The 18,012-nt window shown below is 71.5% G+C and carries 16 protein-coding genes; 11 read left to right on the top strand and 5 right to left on the bottom strand.

The features are described from left to right. Positions 1 to 52 precede the first annotated feature (52 nt). Positions 53 to 1,210, top strand: a complete 1,158-nt coding sequence (locus OOJ98_RS03340; RefSeq protein WP_267053096.1) for an acyl-CoA dehydrogenase family protein — start codon at positions 53 to 55, stop codon at positions 1,208 to 1,210. A gap of 24 nt (positions 1,211 to 1,234) precedes the next feature. Further along, positions 1,235 to 2,110, top strand: a complete 876-nt coding sequence (tesB, locus tag OOJ98_RS03335) for an acyl-CoA thioesterase II (protein ID WP_267053095.1) — start codon at positions 1,235 to 1,237, stop codon at positions 2,108 to 2,110. Positions 2,111 to 2,604: 494 nt separating this feature from the next. Here tesB and OOJ98_RS03330 read toward each other — a convergent pair whose 3' ends face one another. Both OOJ98_RS03330 and OOJ98_RS03325 read right to left on the bottom strand, forming a co-directional pair. Then, a complete protein-coding gene (locus OOJ98_RS03330) occupies positions 2,605 to 3,375 on the bottom strand; it encodes a phosphatase (protein ID WP_267053094.1) in 771 nt (256 codons plus the stop codon). 83 nt (positions 3,376 to 3,458) lie between these two features. Continuing rightward, the gene (locus OOJ98_RS03325) at positions 3,459 to 4,055 is read right to left on the bottom strand and encodes a TetR/AcrR family transcriptional regulator (protein ID WP_267053093.1); all 597 of its coding nucleotides are present in this window, start codon (positions 4,053 to 4,055) and stop codon (positions 3,459 to 3,461) included. A 110-nt stretch (positions 4,056 to 4,165) separates the two neighbouring features. On the opposite strand from OOJ98_RS03325, the gene OOJ98_RS03320 reads away from it, so the two are divergent. From OOJ98_RS03320 to OOJ98_RS03295, 6 genes are all read left to right on the top strand, one after another. Next, positions 4,166 to 5,773 carry a carboxyl transferase domain-containing protein gene (locus OOJ98_RS03320; protein WP_267053092.1) on the top strand — a complete coding sequence of 536 codons (1,608 nt, stop codon included), beginning with the start codon at positions 4,166 to 4,168 and terminating at the stop codon, positions 5,771 to 5,773. A 74-nt stretch (positions 5,774 to 5,847) separates the two neighbouring features. Further along, positions 5,848 to 7,800, top strand: a complete 1,953-nt coding sequence (locus tag OOJ98_RS03315) for an acetyl/propionyl/methylcrotonyl-CoA carboxylase subunit alpha (protein WP_267053091.1) — start codon at positions 5,848 to 5,850, stop codon at positions 7,798 to 7,800. After that, positions 7,797 to 8,735: a hydroxymethylglutaryl-CoA lyase gene (locus OOJ98_RS03310; protein ID WP_267053090.1), complete on the top strand. Its 939-nt coding sequence runs from the start codon at positions 7,797 to 7,799 to the stop codon at positions 8,733 to 8,735. The genes OOJ98_RS03315 and OOJ98_RS03310 overlap by 4 nt, the downstream gene beginning before the upstream one ends. A 2-nt stretch (positions 8,736 to 8,737) precedes the next feature. Beyond that, positions 8,738 to 9,898: an acyl-CoA dehydrogenase family protein gene (locus OOJ98_RS03305; RefSeq protein WP_267053089.1), complete on the top strand. Its 1,161-nt coding sequence runs from the start codon at positions 8,738 to 8,740 to the stop codon at positions 9,896 to 9,898. Between the two features lie 91 nt (positions 9,899 to 9,989). Continuing rightward, positions 9,990 to 10,184, top strand: coding sequence for a hypothetical protein (locus OOJ98_RS03300; protein ID WP_267053088.1), 195 nt, complete (start codon positions 9,990 to 9,992; stop codon positions 10,182 to 10,184). Between the two features lie 145 nt (positions 10,185 to 10,329). After that, entirely contained in the window at positions 10,330 to 11,361 is a 1,032-nt protein-coding gene (locus tag OOJ98_RS03295; RefSeq protein WP_267053087.1) for an ABC transporter substrate-binding protein, read from the top strand. Positions 11,362 to 11,437: 76 nt separating this feature from the next. On the opposite strand, the gene OOJ98_RS03290 is transcribed toward OOJ98_RS03295, so the two are convergent. Next, positions 11,438 to 13,030: a beta-N-acetylhexosaminidase gene (locus OOJ98_RS03290; RefSeq protein ID WP_267053086.1), complete on the bottom strand. Its 1,593-nt coding sequence runs from the start codon at positions 13,028 to 13,030 to the stop codon at positions 11,438 to 11,440. A gap of 180 nt (positions 13,031 to 13,210) precedes the next feature. Here OOJ98_RS03290 and OOJ98_RS03285 point away from each other — a divergent pair, with 180 nt between their 5' ends. The 3 genes from OOJ98_RS03285 (at position 13,211) to glmS (ending at position 16,381) form a co-directional block, all read left to right on the top strand. After that, positions 13,211 to 14,095 (top strand): DUF4429 domain-containing protein, encoded by an 885-nt coding sequence (locus OOJ98_RS03285; protein ID WP_267053085.1) that lies wholly within the window; start codon positions 13,211 to 13,213, stop codon positions 14,093 to 14,095. Positions 14,096 to 14,228: 133 nt separating this feature from the next. Continuing rightward, positions 14,229 to 14,510, top strand: coding sequence for a hypothetical protein (locus OOJ98_RS03280; protein WP_267053084.1), 282 nt, complete (start codon positions 14,229 to 14,231; stop codon positions 14,508 to 14,510). A 53-nt stretch (positions 14,511 to 14,563) separates the two neighbouring features. Next, positions 14,564 to 16,381, top strand: a complete 1,818-nt coding sequence (glmS, locus tag OOJ98_RS03275) for a glutamine--fructose-6-phosphate transaminase (isomerizing) (RefSeq protein ID WP_267053083.1) — start codon at positions 14,564 to 14,566, stop codon at positions 16,379 to 16,381. A 134-nt stretch (positions 16,382 to 16,515) separates the two neighbouring features. Here glmS and OOJ98_RS03270 read toward each other — a convergent pair whose 3' ends face one another. Both OOJ98_RS03270 and OOJ98_RS03265 read right to left on the bottom strand, forming a co-directional pair. Beyond that, positions 16,516 to 17,085, bottom strand: coding sequence for a GPR1/FUN34/YaaH family transporter (locus OOJ98_RS03270; RefSeq protein WP_267053082.1), 570 nt, complete (start codon positions 17,083 to 17,085; stop codon positions 16,516 to 16,518). Positions 17,086 to 17,250: 165 nt separating this feature from the next. Further along, positions 17,251 to 17,772 (bottom strand): universal stress protein, encoded by a 522-nt coding sequence (locus OOJ98_RS03265; RefSeq protein WP_114036721.1) that lies wholly within the window; start codon positions 17,770 to 17,772, stop codon positions 17,251 to 17,253. Between the last annotated feature and the right edge of the window lie 240 nt (positions 17,773 to 18,012).

The raw sequence follows: 18,012 nt of genomic DNA, 5'->3' as shown, positions 1-18,012 counted from the left end.
TTATTCAACCTGAGCAAGCGCTTAGCCAAACTGCCACCCGAGGAGGGCGTCCGTGCGCCGTACCGTTTTCGACGAGGACCACGAGGCGTTCCGGGACACCCTGCGCGCCTTCATCGAGGCCGAGGTCGTGCCCGCCTACGACGAGTGGTTCGCCGCGGGCATCGTGCCGCGCGAGTTCTACTCCAAGCTGGCCGACCTCGGCATCTTCGGCATCCGCGTGGACGAGGAGTTCGGCGGCGCCGGCATCGACTCGTACAAGTTCGAGGCCGTGATGTACGAGGAGACGGCCCGCGCGGGCGTCCAGTTCGGCGGCTCGGGCGTGCACGTGCTGCTCGGCCTGCCCTACATCAAGATGCTCGCCACCGACGAGCAGAAGAAGCGCTTCCTGCCGAAGTTCGTCACCGGCGAGGAGATGTGGGCGCTCGCGATGACCGAGCCCGGCACCGGCTCCGACCTCGCGGGCATGAAGACCACGGCCAAGCTCTCCGAGGACGGCTCGCACTACGTCCTCAACGGTGCGAAGACGTTCATCACCGGTGGCGTCCACGCCGACCGCGTGATCGTCTGCGCCCGCACCGACGCGCCCACCGCCGAGGACCGCCGCCACGGCATCTCGCTCTTCGCGGTGGACACCAAGTCCGAGGGCTACTCGGTCGGCCGCAAGCTCGACAAGCTGGGCCTGAAGACCTCCGACACCGCCGAGCTGGCGTTCGTCGACGTCAAGGTGCCCGTCGAGGACCTGCTCGGCGAGGAGAACAAGGGCTTCTACTACCTCGGCCACAACCTCGCCTCCGAGCGCTGGGGCATCGCGTTCGGCGCGTACGCCCAGGCCAAGGCGGCGGTGCGGTTCGCCAAGGAGTACGTGCAGGACCGCACGGTCTTCGGCAAGACGGTGGCGTCCTTCCAGAACACCAAGTTCGAGCTGGCCGCCTGCCAGGCCGAGGTGGACGCCGCCGAGGCGGTCGCCGACCGCGCCCTGGAGGCGCTGGACGCGGGCGAGCTGACGCCGGCCGAGGCCGCGTCCGCGAAGCTGTTCTGCACCGAGGTCGCGCACCGCGTCATCGACCGCTGCCTCCAGCTGCACGGCGGCTACGGCTTCATGAACGAGTACCCGATCGCCCGGCTGTACGCGGACAACCGCGTGAACCGGATCTACGGCGGGACCAGCGAGATCATGAAGTCGATCATCGCCAAGAACATGGGCCTGTAACAGCGGTCGGGTACAACTACCTTCATGCATCAGGCACTTGAGAGCCTCCTCGATCTGCTCGACCTGGAGCGGATCGAGGAGGACATCTTCCGGGGGCACTCCCGCTCGGCGGTGGTCCCCCGCGTCTTCGGCGGGCAGGTGGCGGCGCAGGCGCTGGTCGCGGCGGGGCGTACCGTCCCCGCCGAGCGGCTCGCGCACTCGCTCCACGCGTACTTCCTGCGGGCGGGCGATCCGGGTGCGCCGATCGTCTACACGGTGGACCGCATCCGCGACGGCGCGTCCTTCACGACCCGTCGCGTCGTCGCGATCCAGCACGGCCAGCCGATCTTCCACCTCTCGGCGTCGTTCCAGCGGTACGAGGACGGCATGGAGCACCAGGCGGACATGCCGGCCGCGCCGGACCCGGAGTCGCTGCCGACGGCGGCGGAGATGCTGCCGCGCCACGCGCACGTCTTCCACGACCCGGGTGTCGTGGACCGCCTCCTCGAAGCGCGCGCGGCGGTCGACCTCCGGTACGTGGACGCGCCGCCCTGGGGCACGGTCGGCACCCCGCGTGAGCCGCGCTCGCAGGTGTGGTTCCGCACCAACGGCAAGCTGGCGGACGATCCGCTGCTGCACGTCTGCCTCGCGACGTACGTCTCCGACATGACGCTGCTCGACTCGGTGCTGCTCGCGCACGGGCGGGGCGGGTGGACGGTGGGGGACGTGGTGGGTGCCTCACTGGACCACGCGATGTGGTTCCACCGGCCCTTCCGGGCGGACGAGTGGCTCCTGTACGACCAGGAGTCCCCGTCGGCGTCGGGGGGCCGGGGTCTTGGCCAGGCCCGCATCTACACGCAGGACGGCCGCCTGGCGATCACGGTGATCCAGGAGGGCGTGGTCCGCATCCCCCGCGCGTAGGTCTGCGCCCCTGAGCCACTCGATACCGGGCGGCACGCACCCCCCTCAGCCCGCCCGGCGTTTGAGGACGAGCGCCTTCCGGGCGCGAACGGGGTCCGGGGCGGAGCCCCAGCAACCCCGCCTCCGTCTGCGGACCGTGCGTGGCTGGTCGCGCAGTTCCCCGCGCCCCTAGCTATCCCATGCCGGGCGGCACGCACACCCTCAGCCCGTCCGGCGTTTGAGGACGAGCGCCCTCAAGGCGCGAACCGGGGTCTGGGGCGGAGCCCCAGGACACCCCGCCTCCGTCTGCGGACCGTGCCCGCGTCTCGCGCAGTTCCCCGCGCCCCTAGTAGGGCACCCGGTGTCACGCCCACCGCGGCGGAGCCGCGCACGTGTCACAGCCCCGCGCCCCTAGCGGGATCGGTGCCGGACGGACGCACCCCCTCAGCCCGTCCGGCGATTGAGGACGAGCGGCCTCAAGGCGCGGACGGGGGGCTGGGGCGGAGCCCCTGGGGTCAGGGGGTCAGGCCTGCCGCGTCCAGGAGGTAGGCCGTCATGGGCTCGTAGAAGCGGGGGTCCAGGACGTGGTCGTCCAGGGGAACGGTCACCTGGAGCGACCCCTCCGCCTCCGCGAGGAACAGCGCGGGGTCGTTGGAGTCCGCGTACCCCATCGCATCCACCCCGTGCTGCCCCGCGCACCCCGCCCACCCGTGGTCGGCCACGACCAGGTCCGGCGGGGTGTCGAGCGCCGCGAGGATCGCCCGCATCGGCTCCGGCGAGTGGGTGTGCCACAGCGACGCGCCCCGCTCGAACACAGCCACGTCCGCGAACTGCACGACATACCCCTCGTCGGCGGTGAGCCCGCCCGGGATGCGTACGATGTCGCACCCCGCCGCCCGCAGCGCCGCCGCGGTCCGGCTGTGGACGTCCAGGAGCGCGCCCGGGTGACCGGTCGCGAACAGCACCCGCTCCCGCCCCGCCGCGGCCTTGCGCAGCCGCGCCGCCATCCGGTCGAGGCCGTCCACCGTGAGCTCGGGGTCGATGGTGTCCTGCCCCACCCGGTGCCCGGGGTCGTCCACGACGCCGCAGCGCTCGGCCATCACCGCCAGCACGTCCTGCTCGTCGGTCCAGCGCTCCCCCAGCTCCAGGCCCAGCCAGTAGTGGCGGTCGCCGTTGGCGAGCCTGCGGTAGTGCGCGAGGTTGTTGTCGCGGGGCGTGGCGACGTCACCGGCGATACGGGTGCGGACTAGGTGGTCGACGAGGGCGGCACGGCTGGGTATCGGCATGCCGCCCATTCTGCCCCGCCCGCGCCGCGCACGGCCGGTCCGTCCCGAGCCGCGGACGGGCCGCCCGGGGCGGCGGAACCGGCTCAGCGCGCGTCCAGGGAGGCGAAGGCGCCGTGGGCCAGACGGCGCAGGAGCGCCTCGGTGCCGGCGCGTCCGGGCAGCCCCGTGCCGTACGACCCGAGGTGCGGGGTGGAGTTGAGCAGGCCGAACACCGCGTGCACCGCCCCCCGTACCTCCGCCTGCGGCACCGGCGGGTACAGCTCGCTCACCACGGCGACCCACAGCTCGACGTACTGCCGCTGGAGCTGGCGCACCAGCTTGCGGTCGCTGTCGCGCAGCCGGTCGAGCTCGCGGTCGTGCAGGGTGATCAGCGCCCGGTCGTCGAGGGCGAAGTCGATGTGCCCGTCGATGAGCGAGCCGAGCAGCCGCTCGGGGTCGCCGTCGGCCTCGGCGACCCGCTTGCGCCCGCCGTCGTAGAGCCGGCCGCTGATGCCGACGAGCAGCTCGGCCAGCATCGCGTCCTTGCCCGCGAAGTGGCGGTACAGGCCGGGTCCGCTGATGCCGACGGCGGCCCCTATCTCGTCGACACCGACGCCGTGGAAGCCGCGCTCGGCGAAGAGCCGGGCGGCCTCGCGCAGGATCTGCTCGCGGCGGGTCGGTGCGTCGGTACGGGTGCTCATGAGAAGTCATTCTAGACAATGGGGTTAGCGCTCGTTAACCTGAACGAAACGAGTTAACGGCCATTAACATCCGTTGACATCGCCGCGTACGGGCAAGGGGGCTCGACACGATGCAGCAGGCACCGGTCCTGGAGAGTGCGGAAGATCCCGCCTCCGAGGCCTGGCGGGCCAACGAGGCGGCACACCACGCGCTCGGCGAGGAGCTGCGGGCGAGGCTCGCCGCGGCCCGGCTCGGCGGGGGTGAGCGGTCCCGCGCCCGGCATGTGGCGCGCGGCAAGCTGCTGCCGAGGGACCGGGTGGACACGCTCCTCGACCCCGGCTCGCCCTTCCTCGAACTGGCCCCGCTGGCCGCCGAGGGGATGTACGGCGGGCAGGCGCCGGCCGCGGGCGTGATCGCCGGGATCGGCCGGGTGAGCGGCCGCGAGTGCGTGATCGTCGCCAACGACGCCACGGTCAAGGGCGGCACGTACTACCCGATGACGGTGAAGAAGCACCTGCGCGCCCAGGAAGTGGCGCTGGAGAACCGCCTCCCCTGCCTCTACCTGGTCGACTCGGGCGGCGCGTTCCTGCCGATGCAGGACGAGGTCTTCCCCGACCGGGAGCACTTCGGCCGGATCTTCTACAACCAGGCCCGGATGTCCGGCGCCGGCATCCCGCAGATCGCGGCCGTGCTCGGCTCGTGCACGGCGGGCGGGGCGTACGTGCCAGCGATGAGCGACGAGGCCGTGATCGTCCGCAACCAGGGCACGATCTTCCTGGGCGGTCCCCCGCTGGTGAAGGCGGCGACGGGCGAGGTCGTCACGGCCGAGGAGCTCGGCGGCGGCGAGGTCCACTCGCGGGTCTCCGGCGTCACCGACCACCTGGCCGAGGACGACGCGCACGCGCTCAGGATCGTCCGCAACATCGTGGCCACCCTGCCCGGCCGGGCCGCGCTCCCGTGGTCGGTCGAGCCGGCCGAGGAGCCGAAGGCCGACCCGTTCGGTCTGTACGGCGCGGTGCCGGTCGACTCGCGCACGCCGTACGACGTGCGGGAAGTGATCGCCCGGGTCGTCGACGGTTCGCGCTTCCAGGAGTTCAAGGCGGAGTTCGGCCAGACCCTGGTCACCGGCTTCGCGCGGATCCACGGCCACCCGGTGGGGATCGTCGCCAACAACGGCATCCTGTTCTCCGAATCCGCCCAGAAGGGCGCCCACTTCATCGAGCTGTGCGACCAGCGCGGCATCCCGCTGGTGTTCCTCCAGAACATCTCGGGCTTCATGGTGGGCCGGGACTACGAGGCGGGCGGCATCGCCAAGCACGGCGCGAAGATGGTGACGGCGGTGGCGTGCACGCGCGTGCCGAAACTGACGGTCGTCGTCGGCGGTTCGTACGGCGCGGGCAACTACTCGATGTGCGGCCGGGCCTACAGCCCCCGCTTCCTGTGGATGTGGCCCAACGCGAAGATCTCGGTGATGGGCGGCGAGCAGGCCGCGTCCGTCCTCGCGACCGTCAAGCGCGACCAGCTGGGCGACGACTGGAGCGCCGAGGACGAGGAGGCCTTCAAGGCTCCCGTCCGCGAGCAGTACGAGACGCAGGGCAACGCCTACTACGCGACGGCCCGGCTCTGGGACGACGGCGTGATCGACCCGGTCGACACCCGTCAGGTGCTCGGCCTCGCCCTGACGGCCTGCGCCAACGCCCCGCTCCCCGACCCCGCCTTCGGCGTCTTCCGGATGTGACCGACGTGACGGCTGAGACATCTGCGACGGCACCCGCGTCGACTTCCACCTCGACTTCCCTGGTGAGGGCTCCCATGTTCACGACAGTGCTCGTCGCCAACCGGGGCGAGATCGCGGTCCGCGTCATCCGCACCCTGCGGCAGCTCGGCATCCGCTCGGTCGCCGTCTTCAGCGACGCGGACGCCGACGCGCGCCACGTCCGGGAGGCGGACACGGCGGTGCGCATCGGCCCGGCGGCCGCCTCCGAGAGCTATCTGCGCCCCGAGCGGCTCATCGAGGCGGCGCTGCGCACCGGCGCCCAGGCCGTCCACCCGGGCTACGGCTTCCTCGCGGAGAACGCGGGCTTCGCCCAGGCCTGCGCCGACGCGGGCCTGGTCTTCATCGGGCCGCCCGCCGGCGCGATCTCCCTGATGGGCGACAAGATCCGCGCCAAGGAGACCGTGCAGAGGGCCGGCGTCCCGGTCGTGCCCGGCTCCTCGGGCAGCGGCCTGAGCGATGCCCAACTGGCCGACGCGGCACGGGAGATCGGCATGCCGGTGCTTCTCAAGCCGAGCGCGGGCGGCGGCGGCAAGGGCATGCGCCTGGTCCGCGACGAGGCGCTGCTCGGCGACGAGATCGCGGCGGCCCGCCGGGAGGCCCGCGCCTCGTTCGGCGACGACACCCTGCTCGTCGAACGCTGGATCGACCGGCCCCGGCACATCGAGATCCAGGTCCTCGCCGACAACCACGGCAACGTGATCCACCTCGGCGAGCGCGAGTGCTCGCTCCAGCGCCGCCACCAGAAGATCATCGAGGAGGCGCCCAGCGTCCTGCTCGACGAGGCGACGCGCGCCGCGATGGGCGAGGCGGCCGTCCAGGCGGCCCGCTCGTGCGGCTACTCGGGCGCGGGCACGGTCGAGTTCATCGTGCCGGGCAGCGACCCCTCCTCGTACTACTTCATGGAGATGAACACCCGCCTCCAGGTCGAGCACCCGGTGACCGAGCTGATCACCGGCGTCGACCTGGTGGAGTGGCAGCTGCGGGTCGCGTCCGGCGAGCACCTGCCGTACGAGCAGAAGGACATCACCCTCACCGGCCACGCCATCGAGGCCCGCCTGTGCGCCGAAGACCCCTCGCGCGGCTTCCTGCCGTCCGGCGGTACGGTCCTGGCGCTGCGCGAGCCGCAGGGCGAGGGAGTGCGCACCGACTCGGGGCTGAGCGAGGGCACCGAGGTCGGCAGCCTCTACGACCCGATGCTGTCGAAGGTCATCGCGTACGGGCCGGACCGGGCGACCGCGCTGCGCAAGCTGCGGGCCGCGCTCGCCGGCACGGTGACGCTCGGCGTGCCCACCAACGCCGGGTTCCTGCGCCGCCTCCTGGCCCACCCGGCCGTGGTGGCGGGCGAGTTGGACACCGGCCTGGTCGAGCGGGAGGCCGACGGGCTCGTGCCCGACGGCGTGCCCGACGAGGTGTACGCGGCGGCGGCGGCCGTCCGGCTGGACGCGCTGCGGCCCGCACCGGCCGCCGGCTGGACCGATCCGTTCTCGGTGCCGAGCGGCTGGCGCATGGGCGGCGAGCCGAAGCCCCCGGCCTTCCCGCTGCGCGTCACGGGACTCGAACCCGTCACGCGGGCCGCGCCCGCCGGGGCGGCGGTCACCGCCGACCGGGTCACCGTGGAGCTCGACGGCGTCACCCACACCTTCCACCGCGCCGGCGCCTGGCTCGGCCGCGACGGCGACAGCTGGCACGTCGCCGACCACGACGCCGTGGAGGCCGCTCTGTCCGGCCGCAGCCACGGCGGCGCCGACACCCTGGCCGCGCCCATGCCGGGCACGGTCACCGTCGTGAAGGTCGCGGTCGGCGACGAAGTGGACGCGGGCCAGAGCCTGTTGGTGGTCGAGGCGATGAAGATGGAGCACGTGATCTCCGCGCCGCACGCGGGCACGGTCACCGAGCTCGACGTCGTGCCCGGCTCGACCGTGGCCATGGACCAGGTCCTGGCCGTCGTCACCCCGGCCGAGGCCGCGGCCACCGAGGAGACCTCATGACCGAGCTGCCGATGGCCGTCCCTGCGCCCGGCCTGCCGGCCCGCGTCCGCATCCACGAGGTGGGCGCGCGCGACGGACTGCAGAACGAGAAGTCGGTCGTGCCGACCGAGGTCAAGGCCGCGTTCGTGCACCGGCTCGCCGCGGCCGGCCTGACCACCGTCGAGGCGACGAGCTTCGTACACCCCAAGTGGGTGCCCCAACTCGCCGACGCCGAGGCCCTGTTCCCGCTCCTTGGCGACCTCGACGGCGTGGCGCTGCCCGTCCTCGTACCGAACGAGCGGGGTCTCGACCGGGCGCTCGCGCTCGGCGCCGACCGCATCGCGGTGTTCGCCAGCGCCACCGAGTCGTTCGCCAAGGCCAATCTGAACCGCACGGTCGACGAGTCGCTCGCGATGTTCGAGCCGGTCGTGACCCGCGCGAAGGCCGAGGGGGCGCACGTGCGGGGCTATCTGTCGATGTGCTTCGGCGACCCGTGGGAAGGCGCGGTGCCGCTGCCGCAGGTGGCGCGCGTCGCCAAGGCCCTCATGGACCTGGGCTGCGACGAGCTGAGCCTCGGCGACACCATCGGCGTCGCCACGCCCGGCCAGGTCAAGGCCCTGCTCGCGCTGCTCAACGAGGAGGGCGTGCCGACCGGCGCCATCGGGGTGCACTTCCACGACACCTACGGCCAGGCGCTCGCCAACACCCTCGCCGCGCTCCAGCACGGAGTGAGCACCGTGGACGCGTCGGCGGGCGGCCTCGGCGGCTGCCCCTACGCGAAGTCCGCGACCGGAAACCTCGCCACCGAAGACCTCGTGTGGATGCTCAAGGGCCTCGGTATCGACACCGGGGTCGACCTCGGCCTGCTCACCGCCACCAGCGTGTGGATGGCCGGACAGCTGGGCCGCCCCAGCCCCTCCCGCACCGTACGTGCCCTCTCCCACCAGGAGTCGTAGCCATGCCCCTCGACCACCGTCTCACCTCCGAGCACGAGGAACTCCGCCGTACCGTCGAGGAGTTCGCCCACGACGTCGTCGCCCCGAAGATCGGCGACTTCTACGAGCGCCACGAGTTCCCGTACGAGATCGTCCGCGAGATGGGCCGCATGGGCCTGTTCGGGCTGCCCTTCCCCGAGGAGTACGGCGGCATGGGCGGCGACTACCTCGCGCTCGGCATCGCCCTGGAGGAGCTGGCGCGCGTCGACTCCTCGGTGGCCATCACCCTGGAGGCGGGTGTCTCGCTCGGCGCGATGCCGGTGTTCCGGTTCGGTACGCAGGAGCAGAAGCGGCAGTGGCTGCCGAAGCTGTGCTCGGGCGAGATGCTCGGCGCGTTCGGCCTGACCGAGCCCGACTGCGGTTCGGACGCGGGCGGCACGCGCACCACGGCGGTGCGCGACGGCGACGAGTGGGTCATCAACGGCTCCAAGTGCTTCATCACCAACTCCGGTACGGACATCACGGGCCTGGTCACCGTCACCGCGGTCACCGGCCGCAAGGACGACGGCCGCCCGCTGATCTCCTCGATCATCGTGCCGTCCGGCACGCCGGGCTTCACGGTGGCGGCGCCGTACTCGAAGGTCGGCTGGAACGCGTCGGACACGCGGGAGCTGTCCTTCTCCGACGTCCGCGTGCCGGTGGCGAACCTGCTGGGCGAGGAGGGCCGCGGCTACGCGCAGTTCCTGCGCATCCTGGACGAGGGCCGCATCGCGATCTCGGCGCTCGCGACGGGGCTCGCGCAGGGCTGTGTCGACGAGTCGCTGAAGTACGCCAAGGAGCGCCACGCGTTCGGGCGGCCGATCGGCGAGAACCAGGCGATCCAGTTCAAGATCGCCGACATGGAACTGCGGGCGCACATGGCGCGGGTCGGCTGGCGCGACGCGGCGTCCCGGCTGGTGCACGGCGAGCCGTTCAAGAAGGAGGCGGCGCTCGCGAAGCTGTACTCCTCGACGGTCGCGGTCGACAACGCGCGTGAGGGCACCCAGATCTTCGGCGGCTACGGCTTCATGAACGAGTATCCGGTGGCCCGCATGTGGCGCGACTCCAAGATCCTGGAGATCGGCGAGGGCACGAGCGAGGTGCAGCGCATGCTGATCGCCCGCGAACTGGGGCTGCCCGCCTGACGTTTGCGCTCCTTGGGCCCCGGGTCCCCCGATGGAGTGGTGCCGCTCGCGTCGGCGCCGCGGTGGGGGCCCGGGGCCGCACCCTGTCAGGGTGAATCCCCCGACCTGCCCCAGTTGTGCGAGCCGTCCACCCCTGTGGAAGGACACCTCGACCACGGCGCCGGGCGCCGCGGACCGCTGGCACTGGCACTGCGGCGGGTGCCTGCGCACCTACGAGCCGAGCGCCTCGCACAAGGTCCGCTTCACGTACGCCCCGCTGCGCCCGCAGGTCCCACTGCTGAGGTAGCCCGCATCCCGGCCGGGCTGAGCCCCCGCCTCGCCTGGACACGCTGCCGAGTCCGACCCCGAGGCACGGAGCGAGTAAGGGTAGGCTTACCTTTCATTCAGCCGGTGGCCGGTCCCCGGCACGTACGTATGAAAGCGGACACGTCATGCCCCACGCCCGAGCGTCCCTGCCCACCCGTCGCGGTCTCCTGGCCATGGGCGGCGCGATCGGTATAGGCGCCGCGCTGACCGCTTGTGGCGGAGGCGGCAAGGAGAGCGGGGCCGCGGGCGGCACCAAGGCCGGTGCGTCCGGGGCCTGGTCGTTCACCGATGACCGCGGGCAGACCGCGAAGACCAAGGCGCGGCCGGAGAACATCGTCGCCTTCACCGGCACCGCCGCCGCCCTCCATGACTACGGCATCGAGGTCAAGGGCGTCTTCGGGCCGACCAGGACCAAGGACGGCAAGCCCGATGTGCAGGCCGGCGGCCTCGACATCGGCAAGGTCGAGATCATCGGCAACGTGTACGGCGAGTTCAGCATCGAGAAGTACGCGGCCCTCCAGCCCGACGTGCTGATCACGGACATGTGGCAGAAGGACGTCCTCTGGTACGTGCCGGACAACAGCAAGGACAAGATCCTCAAGCTGGCGCCGAGCGTCGCCCTGTGGGCCGCCGACGAGAGCATGCCCCAAGCCCTCCAGCGCCGCGCGGACCTCGCCGGGTCCCTCGGCGCGGACCTGGGCGCGAAGCGGACCACCGACGCCAAGGCCGCCTTCGAGAAGGCCTCCGCGCGGCTGCGCGCCGCCACCAAGGCCAACCCCGGCATCACCGTGCTGCTCGGCTCCGCGAGCCCCGACCTCTTCTACGTCTCCGAGGCCAAGCGCAGCTGCGACACCCGCTACTTCCAGGAGCTGGGCGTCCGGTTCGTCACCCCGAAGGTCGACTCGCAGGGCTTCTTCGAGTCGCTCAGCTGGGAGAACGTCGGCAAGTACCCGGCCGACCTGATCCTCATGGACAACCGCACCGGCACCCTGCAGCCCGCCGACCTCGGCTCCAAGCCGACCTGGGCGCAGCTGCCCGCCGTCAAGGCCCAGCAGGTCCTGCCGCGCCTGACCGAGCCGATCTACTCCTACGAGCGCGTCGCGCCCATCGTCGACGCGCTCGCTCAGGCCATCGAGAAGGCCAAGAAGGCCGCCTGAGCCGGCTCGTCCCGAGGTGACATGACGGTGCCGGGGCCCTTTTCGCGGGCCCCGGCACCTTGGTCGAGCGGGACGATCACACCCAGGGCACCAGCGGTGAGCGGTAGAAGCCGATGCCGAGCGCCGTCATCCTGGGACCCTGCTGCGCGAGCCGCGCCTTGTACGCCGTCCAGTCGTGCGTGGACGCGGGAGACCAGCCCAGCTCGGCGACCCCCTGGAGCCTCGGGAACGCCATGTACTCGATCTGCGCGCTGGTGCTGAGCGTCTCCGACCAGATCGGCGCCTCCACGCCGAGCACCGCACCGGCGGGCACCCCCTTCACGAAGGTGTCCGGATCCCACGCGTAGGACTTGTCGACGTCGACGTAGCCGGCCCAGTTGGTGCCGAGCTTGGTGTTCGCGTCGTACTTCATGTCGAGGTAGGCGCGGTTGGCCGGCGACATGACCAGCTTGGTGCCGGCCTGCGCCGCGGCGGCCACGTTCGCCTCGTCACCCGTGGTGCCCCAGTACTGGGCGACGGCGCCCGGGATCGGGGTGGCGTCGACGATCTGGTGCCAGGCCATCACGGTCTTGCCGTACTTGTGGACGACGGGTTGCGCCCGGGTCATGAAGGTGTCGTAGTCCTCCTTCGAGGTGGACTGCGCCTCGTCGCCGCCGATGTGGAGGTAGCGCCCCGGCGTCATGGCGGCGACCTCGCGCACCACGTCGTCGAAGAAGCCGTACGTCACCTCCTTGGGCACGCACAGCGAGCTGAAGCCGACGTGGGTGCCGGTGTAGAGCGGGGGCGCGACGCCGTTGCAGTTGAGCTCGGCGTAGGAGGCGAGCGCCGCGTTGATGTGTCCGGGGGTGTCGATCTCGGGCACGACCTCCATGTAGCGGGAGGCGGCGTGGTCGAGGATCGCCCGGTAATCGGCCTTGGTGTAGTAGCCGCCCTTGCCCCCGCCGACCTGGGTCTGGCCGCCGTAGGTGGCGAGCCGGGGCCAGGAGTCGACGGCGATGCGCCAGCCCTGGTCGTCGCTGAGGTGCAGATGCAGCTCGTTGATCTTGTAGAGGGCGAGCTGGTCGATGTACCGCTCGACCTGAGCGACGGTGAAGAAGTGGCGCGACACGTCGATCATCGCGCCCCGGTAGGCGTAGCGCGGCGCGTCGGTGATGGTGCCGCCGGCGATCTTCCAGGGGCCCGCCTGCTTCGACTTCTTCTCGATGTCGGCGGGGAGCAGCTGCCGCAGGGTCTGCACGCCGTGGAAGAGGCCCGCCGGGGTGTTGGCGGCGACGGTGACGGAGCCCTTGCCCGAGGTGAGCCGGTACCCCTCGTCGCCGAGGCCCTCGTCGTCGGCGCCGAGCAGCAGCCGGATCCCGTCGCCGCCCGCGGCGCCGGTGACCGGCAGGGCGTACCCGGTGGAGGGGCGCAGGACGCCCGCCAGGTAGGCGCCGATCCGCTGGACCTCGGGCTCGCCCGGGGTGATCCTGATCCGGGTGGCGGAGCCGATGGTGTAGGGGGAGCCGCCGGGGGCGACCTCCGCGGGGGCGGGCACGATCTGGCCGAGCGGGCGCGGGCCCGCGGCCGCGGCGGGGCCCGCCGACGTTCCGATACTGGTGAGCCCGGCGGCCGCCACCAGGACCAGGGAGCCGAAGAGCCGGGCGAACGTCCTGCGCTGTCTCTGTCTCACAAGCGGTTCCCTTCCAAGGGCGCACGCAGCTGTGGGGGCCGAGCAACCGAACACTTCCCATGGGACCCGGCTACCCCGTCCGGGGTCAAGGTGCGGACCGGCCGGTGGGCAGCGGCGGGTTCGCACGGCAGACGTCCGTAAGTCGATCATCGCCATATCGCGCGGTGAAAGAATCCTGCCATGGCGGAAATCATCCAGAAGGACGGCACGTGGGCGTTCGACGGTTCGACGCTGCGGATCGTGCCGGGCAGCGACAAGTCGGTCGGTCTGCTGCGCAGGACGCTCGGGGAGACGGCGGTGCCGCTGGAGGCACTCGCGGGCATCGCCTACGAGCCGGGGCGCAGGAGCGGGCGGCTCAGACTGCGGCTGCGGGACGGCGCGTGCCCGCTCATACAGGTCACCGCGGGCAAGCTGCCGGACGGCTCGGACCCGTACGTCCTGACGGTGGAGACGCGGACGGCGGCGGTGGCCGAGTACATGGTGGACGAGGTGCGCACCGCGCTGCTGCTCGACGAGGTGCCGGAGGGCCCGGTCGACCGCTATCTCCTGCCGGGTCCCGCGCTGCCGATGACGGTGGGCGCGGGCGACGCCACGGTCAGCTTCGACGGGCGCACGGTACGGCTGGAGTGGACCTGGCACACCGATGACAAGAAGACCGCGGCCGGGCCGGTCAGTCTGGATCTGGACGACCTCAGAGCGGTCCACTGGCAGCCCGCGCGGGGCCTGGTCGACGGCCATCTGCGCTTCGTGACCACGCCGAACGCGCCGCGGCTCGCCCCCGGCAACGACCCGCTGGCGGTCGAGCTCAACGGCTTCAAGAAGGACCCGCTGATGGCGCTGCTCGCCTCGGCCGTGGTGGCGCGGATGCCCCATCCGCACGCGCCGCGGCGGCAGTTGGAGCCCGCGGCCCCGGCCAAGGCGCTCGAAGCACCGGCCGCCGCGCCCGCCGAGGACCACGACGTCCTGCTGCGCCGGCTGCGGGAACTCGGCGAGCTGCGGCAGAGCGGGATCCTGACGGAGGAGGAGTTCGCGCTGGCCAAGCAGGCCGTCCTGAAGCGGCTGTAGGACGCCGGTCCCCCACCGGGATGGCCCCGCCAGGCGGCCCATCTGGTCCAGACCATGAGCGTGATCATGTGAATCCTGCCCGAAATCGGGCAGGATTCTTGCGTACGACCCCGATAGCCCGCAATATCGACGGGTGCTCGAACGCCGCAGCCCGTCGTCCCACGACGACCTCGTAGATCATCTGGTGCGCAGCACCGCGCTTCCGCGCGGTGAAGCGGCCCGGGTGGTTCTCGATGTGCTGGCGTACTTCGACGAAACGTGCGAGGAGTTCGTCCGCCGGCGCCACCGTGAACTGCAGTCCGGTGGCGCGGTGAACACGGAGATCTTCGAACGGATCGCGGCCGAGCTGCCGCACCGCGCCGTGGCGCCACCGGAGCTCTCGCTCCGGCAGCTGCGCCGCATCGTCTACGGCTGAGGCACGGCCGGGCACACCGGAACTTTGTACGTCGATGGAGGGGCAGAGACTCTATGTGCGGAATCGTCGGTTATATCGGTAAGCGTGATGTCGCTCCGCTGCTGCTGGAAGGCCTGGCGCGGCTGGAGTACCGGGGTTACGACTCCGCGGGCATGGTCGTCAACACCCCCAAGTCCGGGGCGCTGAAGATGGTCAAGGCCAAGGGCCGTGTCCGCGACCTGGAGGCCCGCGTCCCCAAGCGCTTCGCCGGCACCACGGGCATCGCCCACACCCGGTGGGCCACCCACGGCGCCCCGTCCGACGTGAACTCGCACCCGCACCTCGACCCCGAGAACAAGGTCGCCGTCGTCCACAACGGCATCGTGGACAACGCCGCCGACCTGCGCGGCAAGCTGGAGGCCGAGGGCGTCGTCTTCGCCTCCGAGACCGACACCGAGGTCATCACCCACCTGATCGCCCGCTCCCAGGCCGACTCCCTGGAGGAGAAGGTCCGCGAGGCGCTCAAGGTCATCGAGGGCACCTACGGCATCGCCGTGATGCACGCCGACTTCGCCGACCGCATCGTGGTCGCCCGCAACGGTTCCCCGGTCATCCTCGGCATCGGCGAGAAGGAGATGCTCGTCGCCTCCGACGTGGCCGCCCTGATCGCCCACACCCGCCAGGTCGTCACCCTCAACGACGGCGAGATGGCGACCCTGAAGGCCGACGACTTCCGGACGTACACGACGTCGGGCACGGTCACCAACGCCACCCCCGAGACCGTCGAGTGGGAGGCCGCCTCCTTCGACATGGGCGGCCACGACACGTACATGCACAAGGAGATGAGCGAGCAGGCCGAGGCCGTCGACCGTGTCCTGCGCGGCCGCATCGACGACCGCTTCTCCACCGTGCACCTCGGTGGCCTGAACCTGGACGCCCGCGAGGCCCGCGGTGTGCGCCGCATCAAGATCCTCGGCTGCGGCACCTCGTACCACGCGGGCATGATCGGCGCCGGCCTCATCGAGGAGCTGGCCCGCATCCCCGCGGACGCCGAGCCGGCGTCCGAGTTCCGCTACCGCAACCCGGTCGTGGACCCCGACACCCTGTACATCGCGGTCTCGCAGTCCGGTGAGACGTACGACGTGCTCGCGGCGGTGCAGGAGCTCAAGCGCAAGGGCGCCCGCGTCCTCGGCGTCGTGAACGTGGTCGGCTCGGCGATCGCCCGCGAGGCGGACGGCGGCACCTACGTGCACGCCGGCCCCGAGGTCTGCGTCGTCTCCACCAAGTGCTTCACCAACACGGTCGTCGCCTTCGCGCTGCTCGCCCTGCACCTCGGCCGCATCCGTGATCTGTCGGTCGCCGACGGCAAGCGGATCATCGAGGGCCTGCGCAAGCTGCCCGGCCAGATCGAGGAGATCCTGGCCATGGAGCCGGAGATCGAGAAGCTGGCCCAGGAGTACGCGGGCGCCCAGTCGATGATGTTCATCGGGCGCGTTCGCGGCTACCCGGTCGCCCTGGAGGCCTCCTTGAAGCTCAAGGAGATCTCCTACATCCACGCCGAGGCCTACCCGGCCTCCGAGCTGAAGCACGGCCCGCTCGCCCTGATCGAGCCGGCGCTCCCCACGGTCGCGATCGTCCCCGACGACGACCTCCTGGAGAAGAACCGCGCCGCCCTGGAGGAGATCAAGGCCCGCAGCGGCCGGATCCTCGCGGTCGCGCACCAGAACCAGGAGAAGGCCGACCACACCATCGTCGTGCCGAAGAACGAGGACGAGCTCGACCCGATCCTCATGGGCATCCCGCTCCAACTCTTCGCGTACCACACGGCGTTGGCGATGGGCCGCGACATCGACAAGCCGCGCAACCTGGCGAAGTCGGTCACGGTCGAGTAGCCCGTACGCGGCGCGCGCGGCCCGATGAGCCGCCGCACGCGCCGTACGCACGGAAAAGGGCGACCCCTGCCCCTCGGCGGGGGTCGCCCTCGTGCGTGCCCGTGCTGCCCACGGCACCGGCACGCAGCGGCCGGTCAGCCGGTGGCCGTCACCCCCCGGCCGGCGGCACGTCGCGGCATGGCGGTCGGCCACTTGGCGAGCGCGGCCGTCGCTCCGTACCAGGCCACGGCGCCCGCGACCGCGGCGACCCAGCCGGCCACCTTGCCGAGCGACGAACTCCCCGCGAACTGGCCGATCGCCAGGAGCACCAGGGCCAGGAAGAGCAGTCCGTACGTGCCCTGCCGGAAGATCCCGGCGCCCGTCGAGCCCGCGGCGAGGCTCAGCGCGAGCAGCGCGAACAGGACGAGGAAGAGGCCGGCCGCGTTGGCCGAGAACTTGGTGTCGGCCCCGGCCGCCCAGGTGAACCAGAAGGCACCGAGGCCGGCGAAGGCGGTGCCGGTGAACGCGTCCTGGTCGCGGAAGGCGAGGACGCCGAGGACGAACAGGCCGATGCCGCCGACGTAGGTGGCGACGGAGACCGAGTCGGCCACCGTCACGCCGTGGACGACGCGCGTGTTGCCTATGCCGAAGGCCAGCAGGGTGAGGCCGAGTGCGAGGTGGCCGAGGGTGGAAGTGATGCTTCCCGCGGGAACTTCATTGTCCACGGCGGGCTCCCTTCAGGTGCGCTTGTGCTGCTTCCCAGCGACCCTTATTTACCCTTCACAAGCACACAATCCACCCCTACGCATGGGTAGATTCGGCCACGGAGCAAGGGAGTTGACGTCGCGTCAGCCTAACCCGGCGCCGGTCTCGACCGGGACACCGTGTGATTACGGGATGACGACGACGGGGCGCTGCGCCCGGCGCGCGAGGCGGCCCGCCACGGAGCCGAAGATCCGCCCGACGAGGCCGTGCGTGGAGCCGACGACGATCGCGTCCGCCGCGTACTCGCGCCCGACTTCTTCCAGTTCGTGGCAGATGTCGCCACCGCGCTCGACCAGGATCCAGGGGACCTCGGCGAGGTAGTCGGCACAGGCGAGTTCGAGGCCGAGGACCTCGGTGCGGTGGTCCGGTACATCCACGAAGACCGGCGGCTCGCAGCCGGCCCACACCGTGGTGGGCAGCCGGTTGGCCACGTGCACGATGATCAGCCCGGAGCCGGAGCGCTTGGCCATGCCGATGGCGTAGGCGAGGGCCCGCTCACTGGAGGTCGAGCCGTCGAAGCCGACGACGACGCCGTGACGGAACGCGGGATCGCAGGAATGACGTGGTTCTGTCGCCGCTTGGAGGTCCGACGTGGGGTCGGCTACCTGCTTGCGGTCCGCGGGTTCGGAGAATTCGTGACCGGCCATGGGTGTCTCGGCGAAAGAGGTCCTCAGTCGAGGGACAGCGGGGACTGGTGAGCAACAACGAGTCGGCGGCGTAGCTGTGTCCGGGGGGAGCCGTGTCCGGGAATCATCTTCCCAACCCCATACCCCCAAGGGTACGGCGACACTCCTCTCCTGCCCAGAGCCGCCGAACCGACTCGGTGTTCCCCGGGAGCATGCACGAGGCGGCCCCGGATGGCAATGCTCGGTGCCCTGTACAGCCGT

It is taken from the genome of Streptomyces sp. NBC_00083, assembly GCF_026343295.1.
Classification (GTDB): Bacteria; Actinomycetota; Actinomycetes; order Streptomycetales; family Streptomycetaceae; genus Streptomyces.
This window is presented reverse-complemented; position numbering and strand designations above follow the sequence as displayed.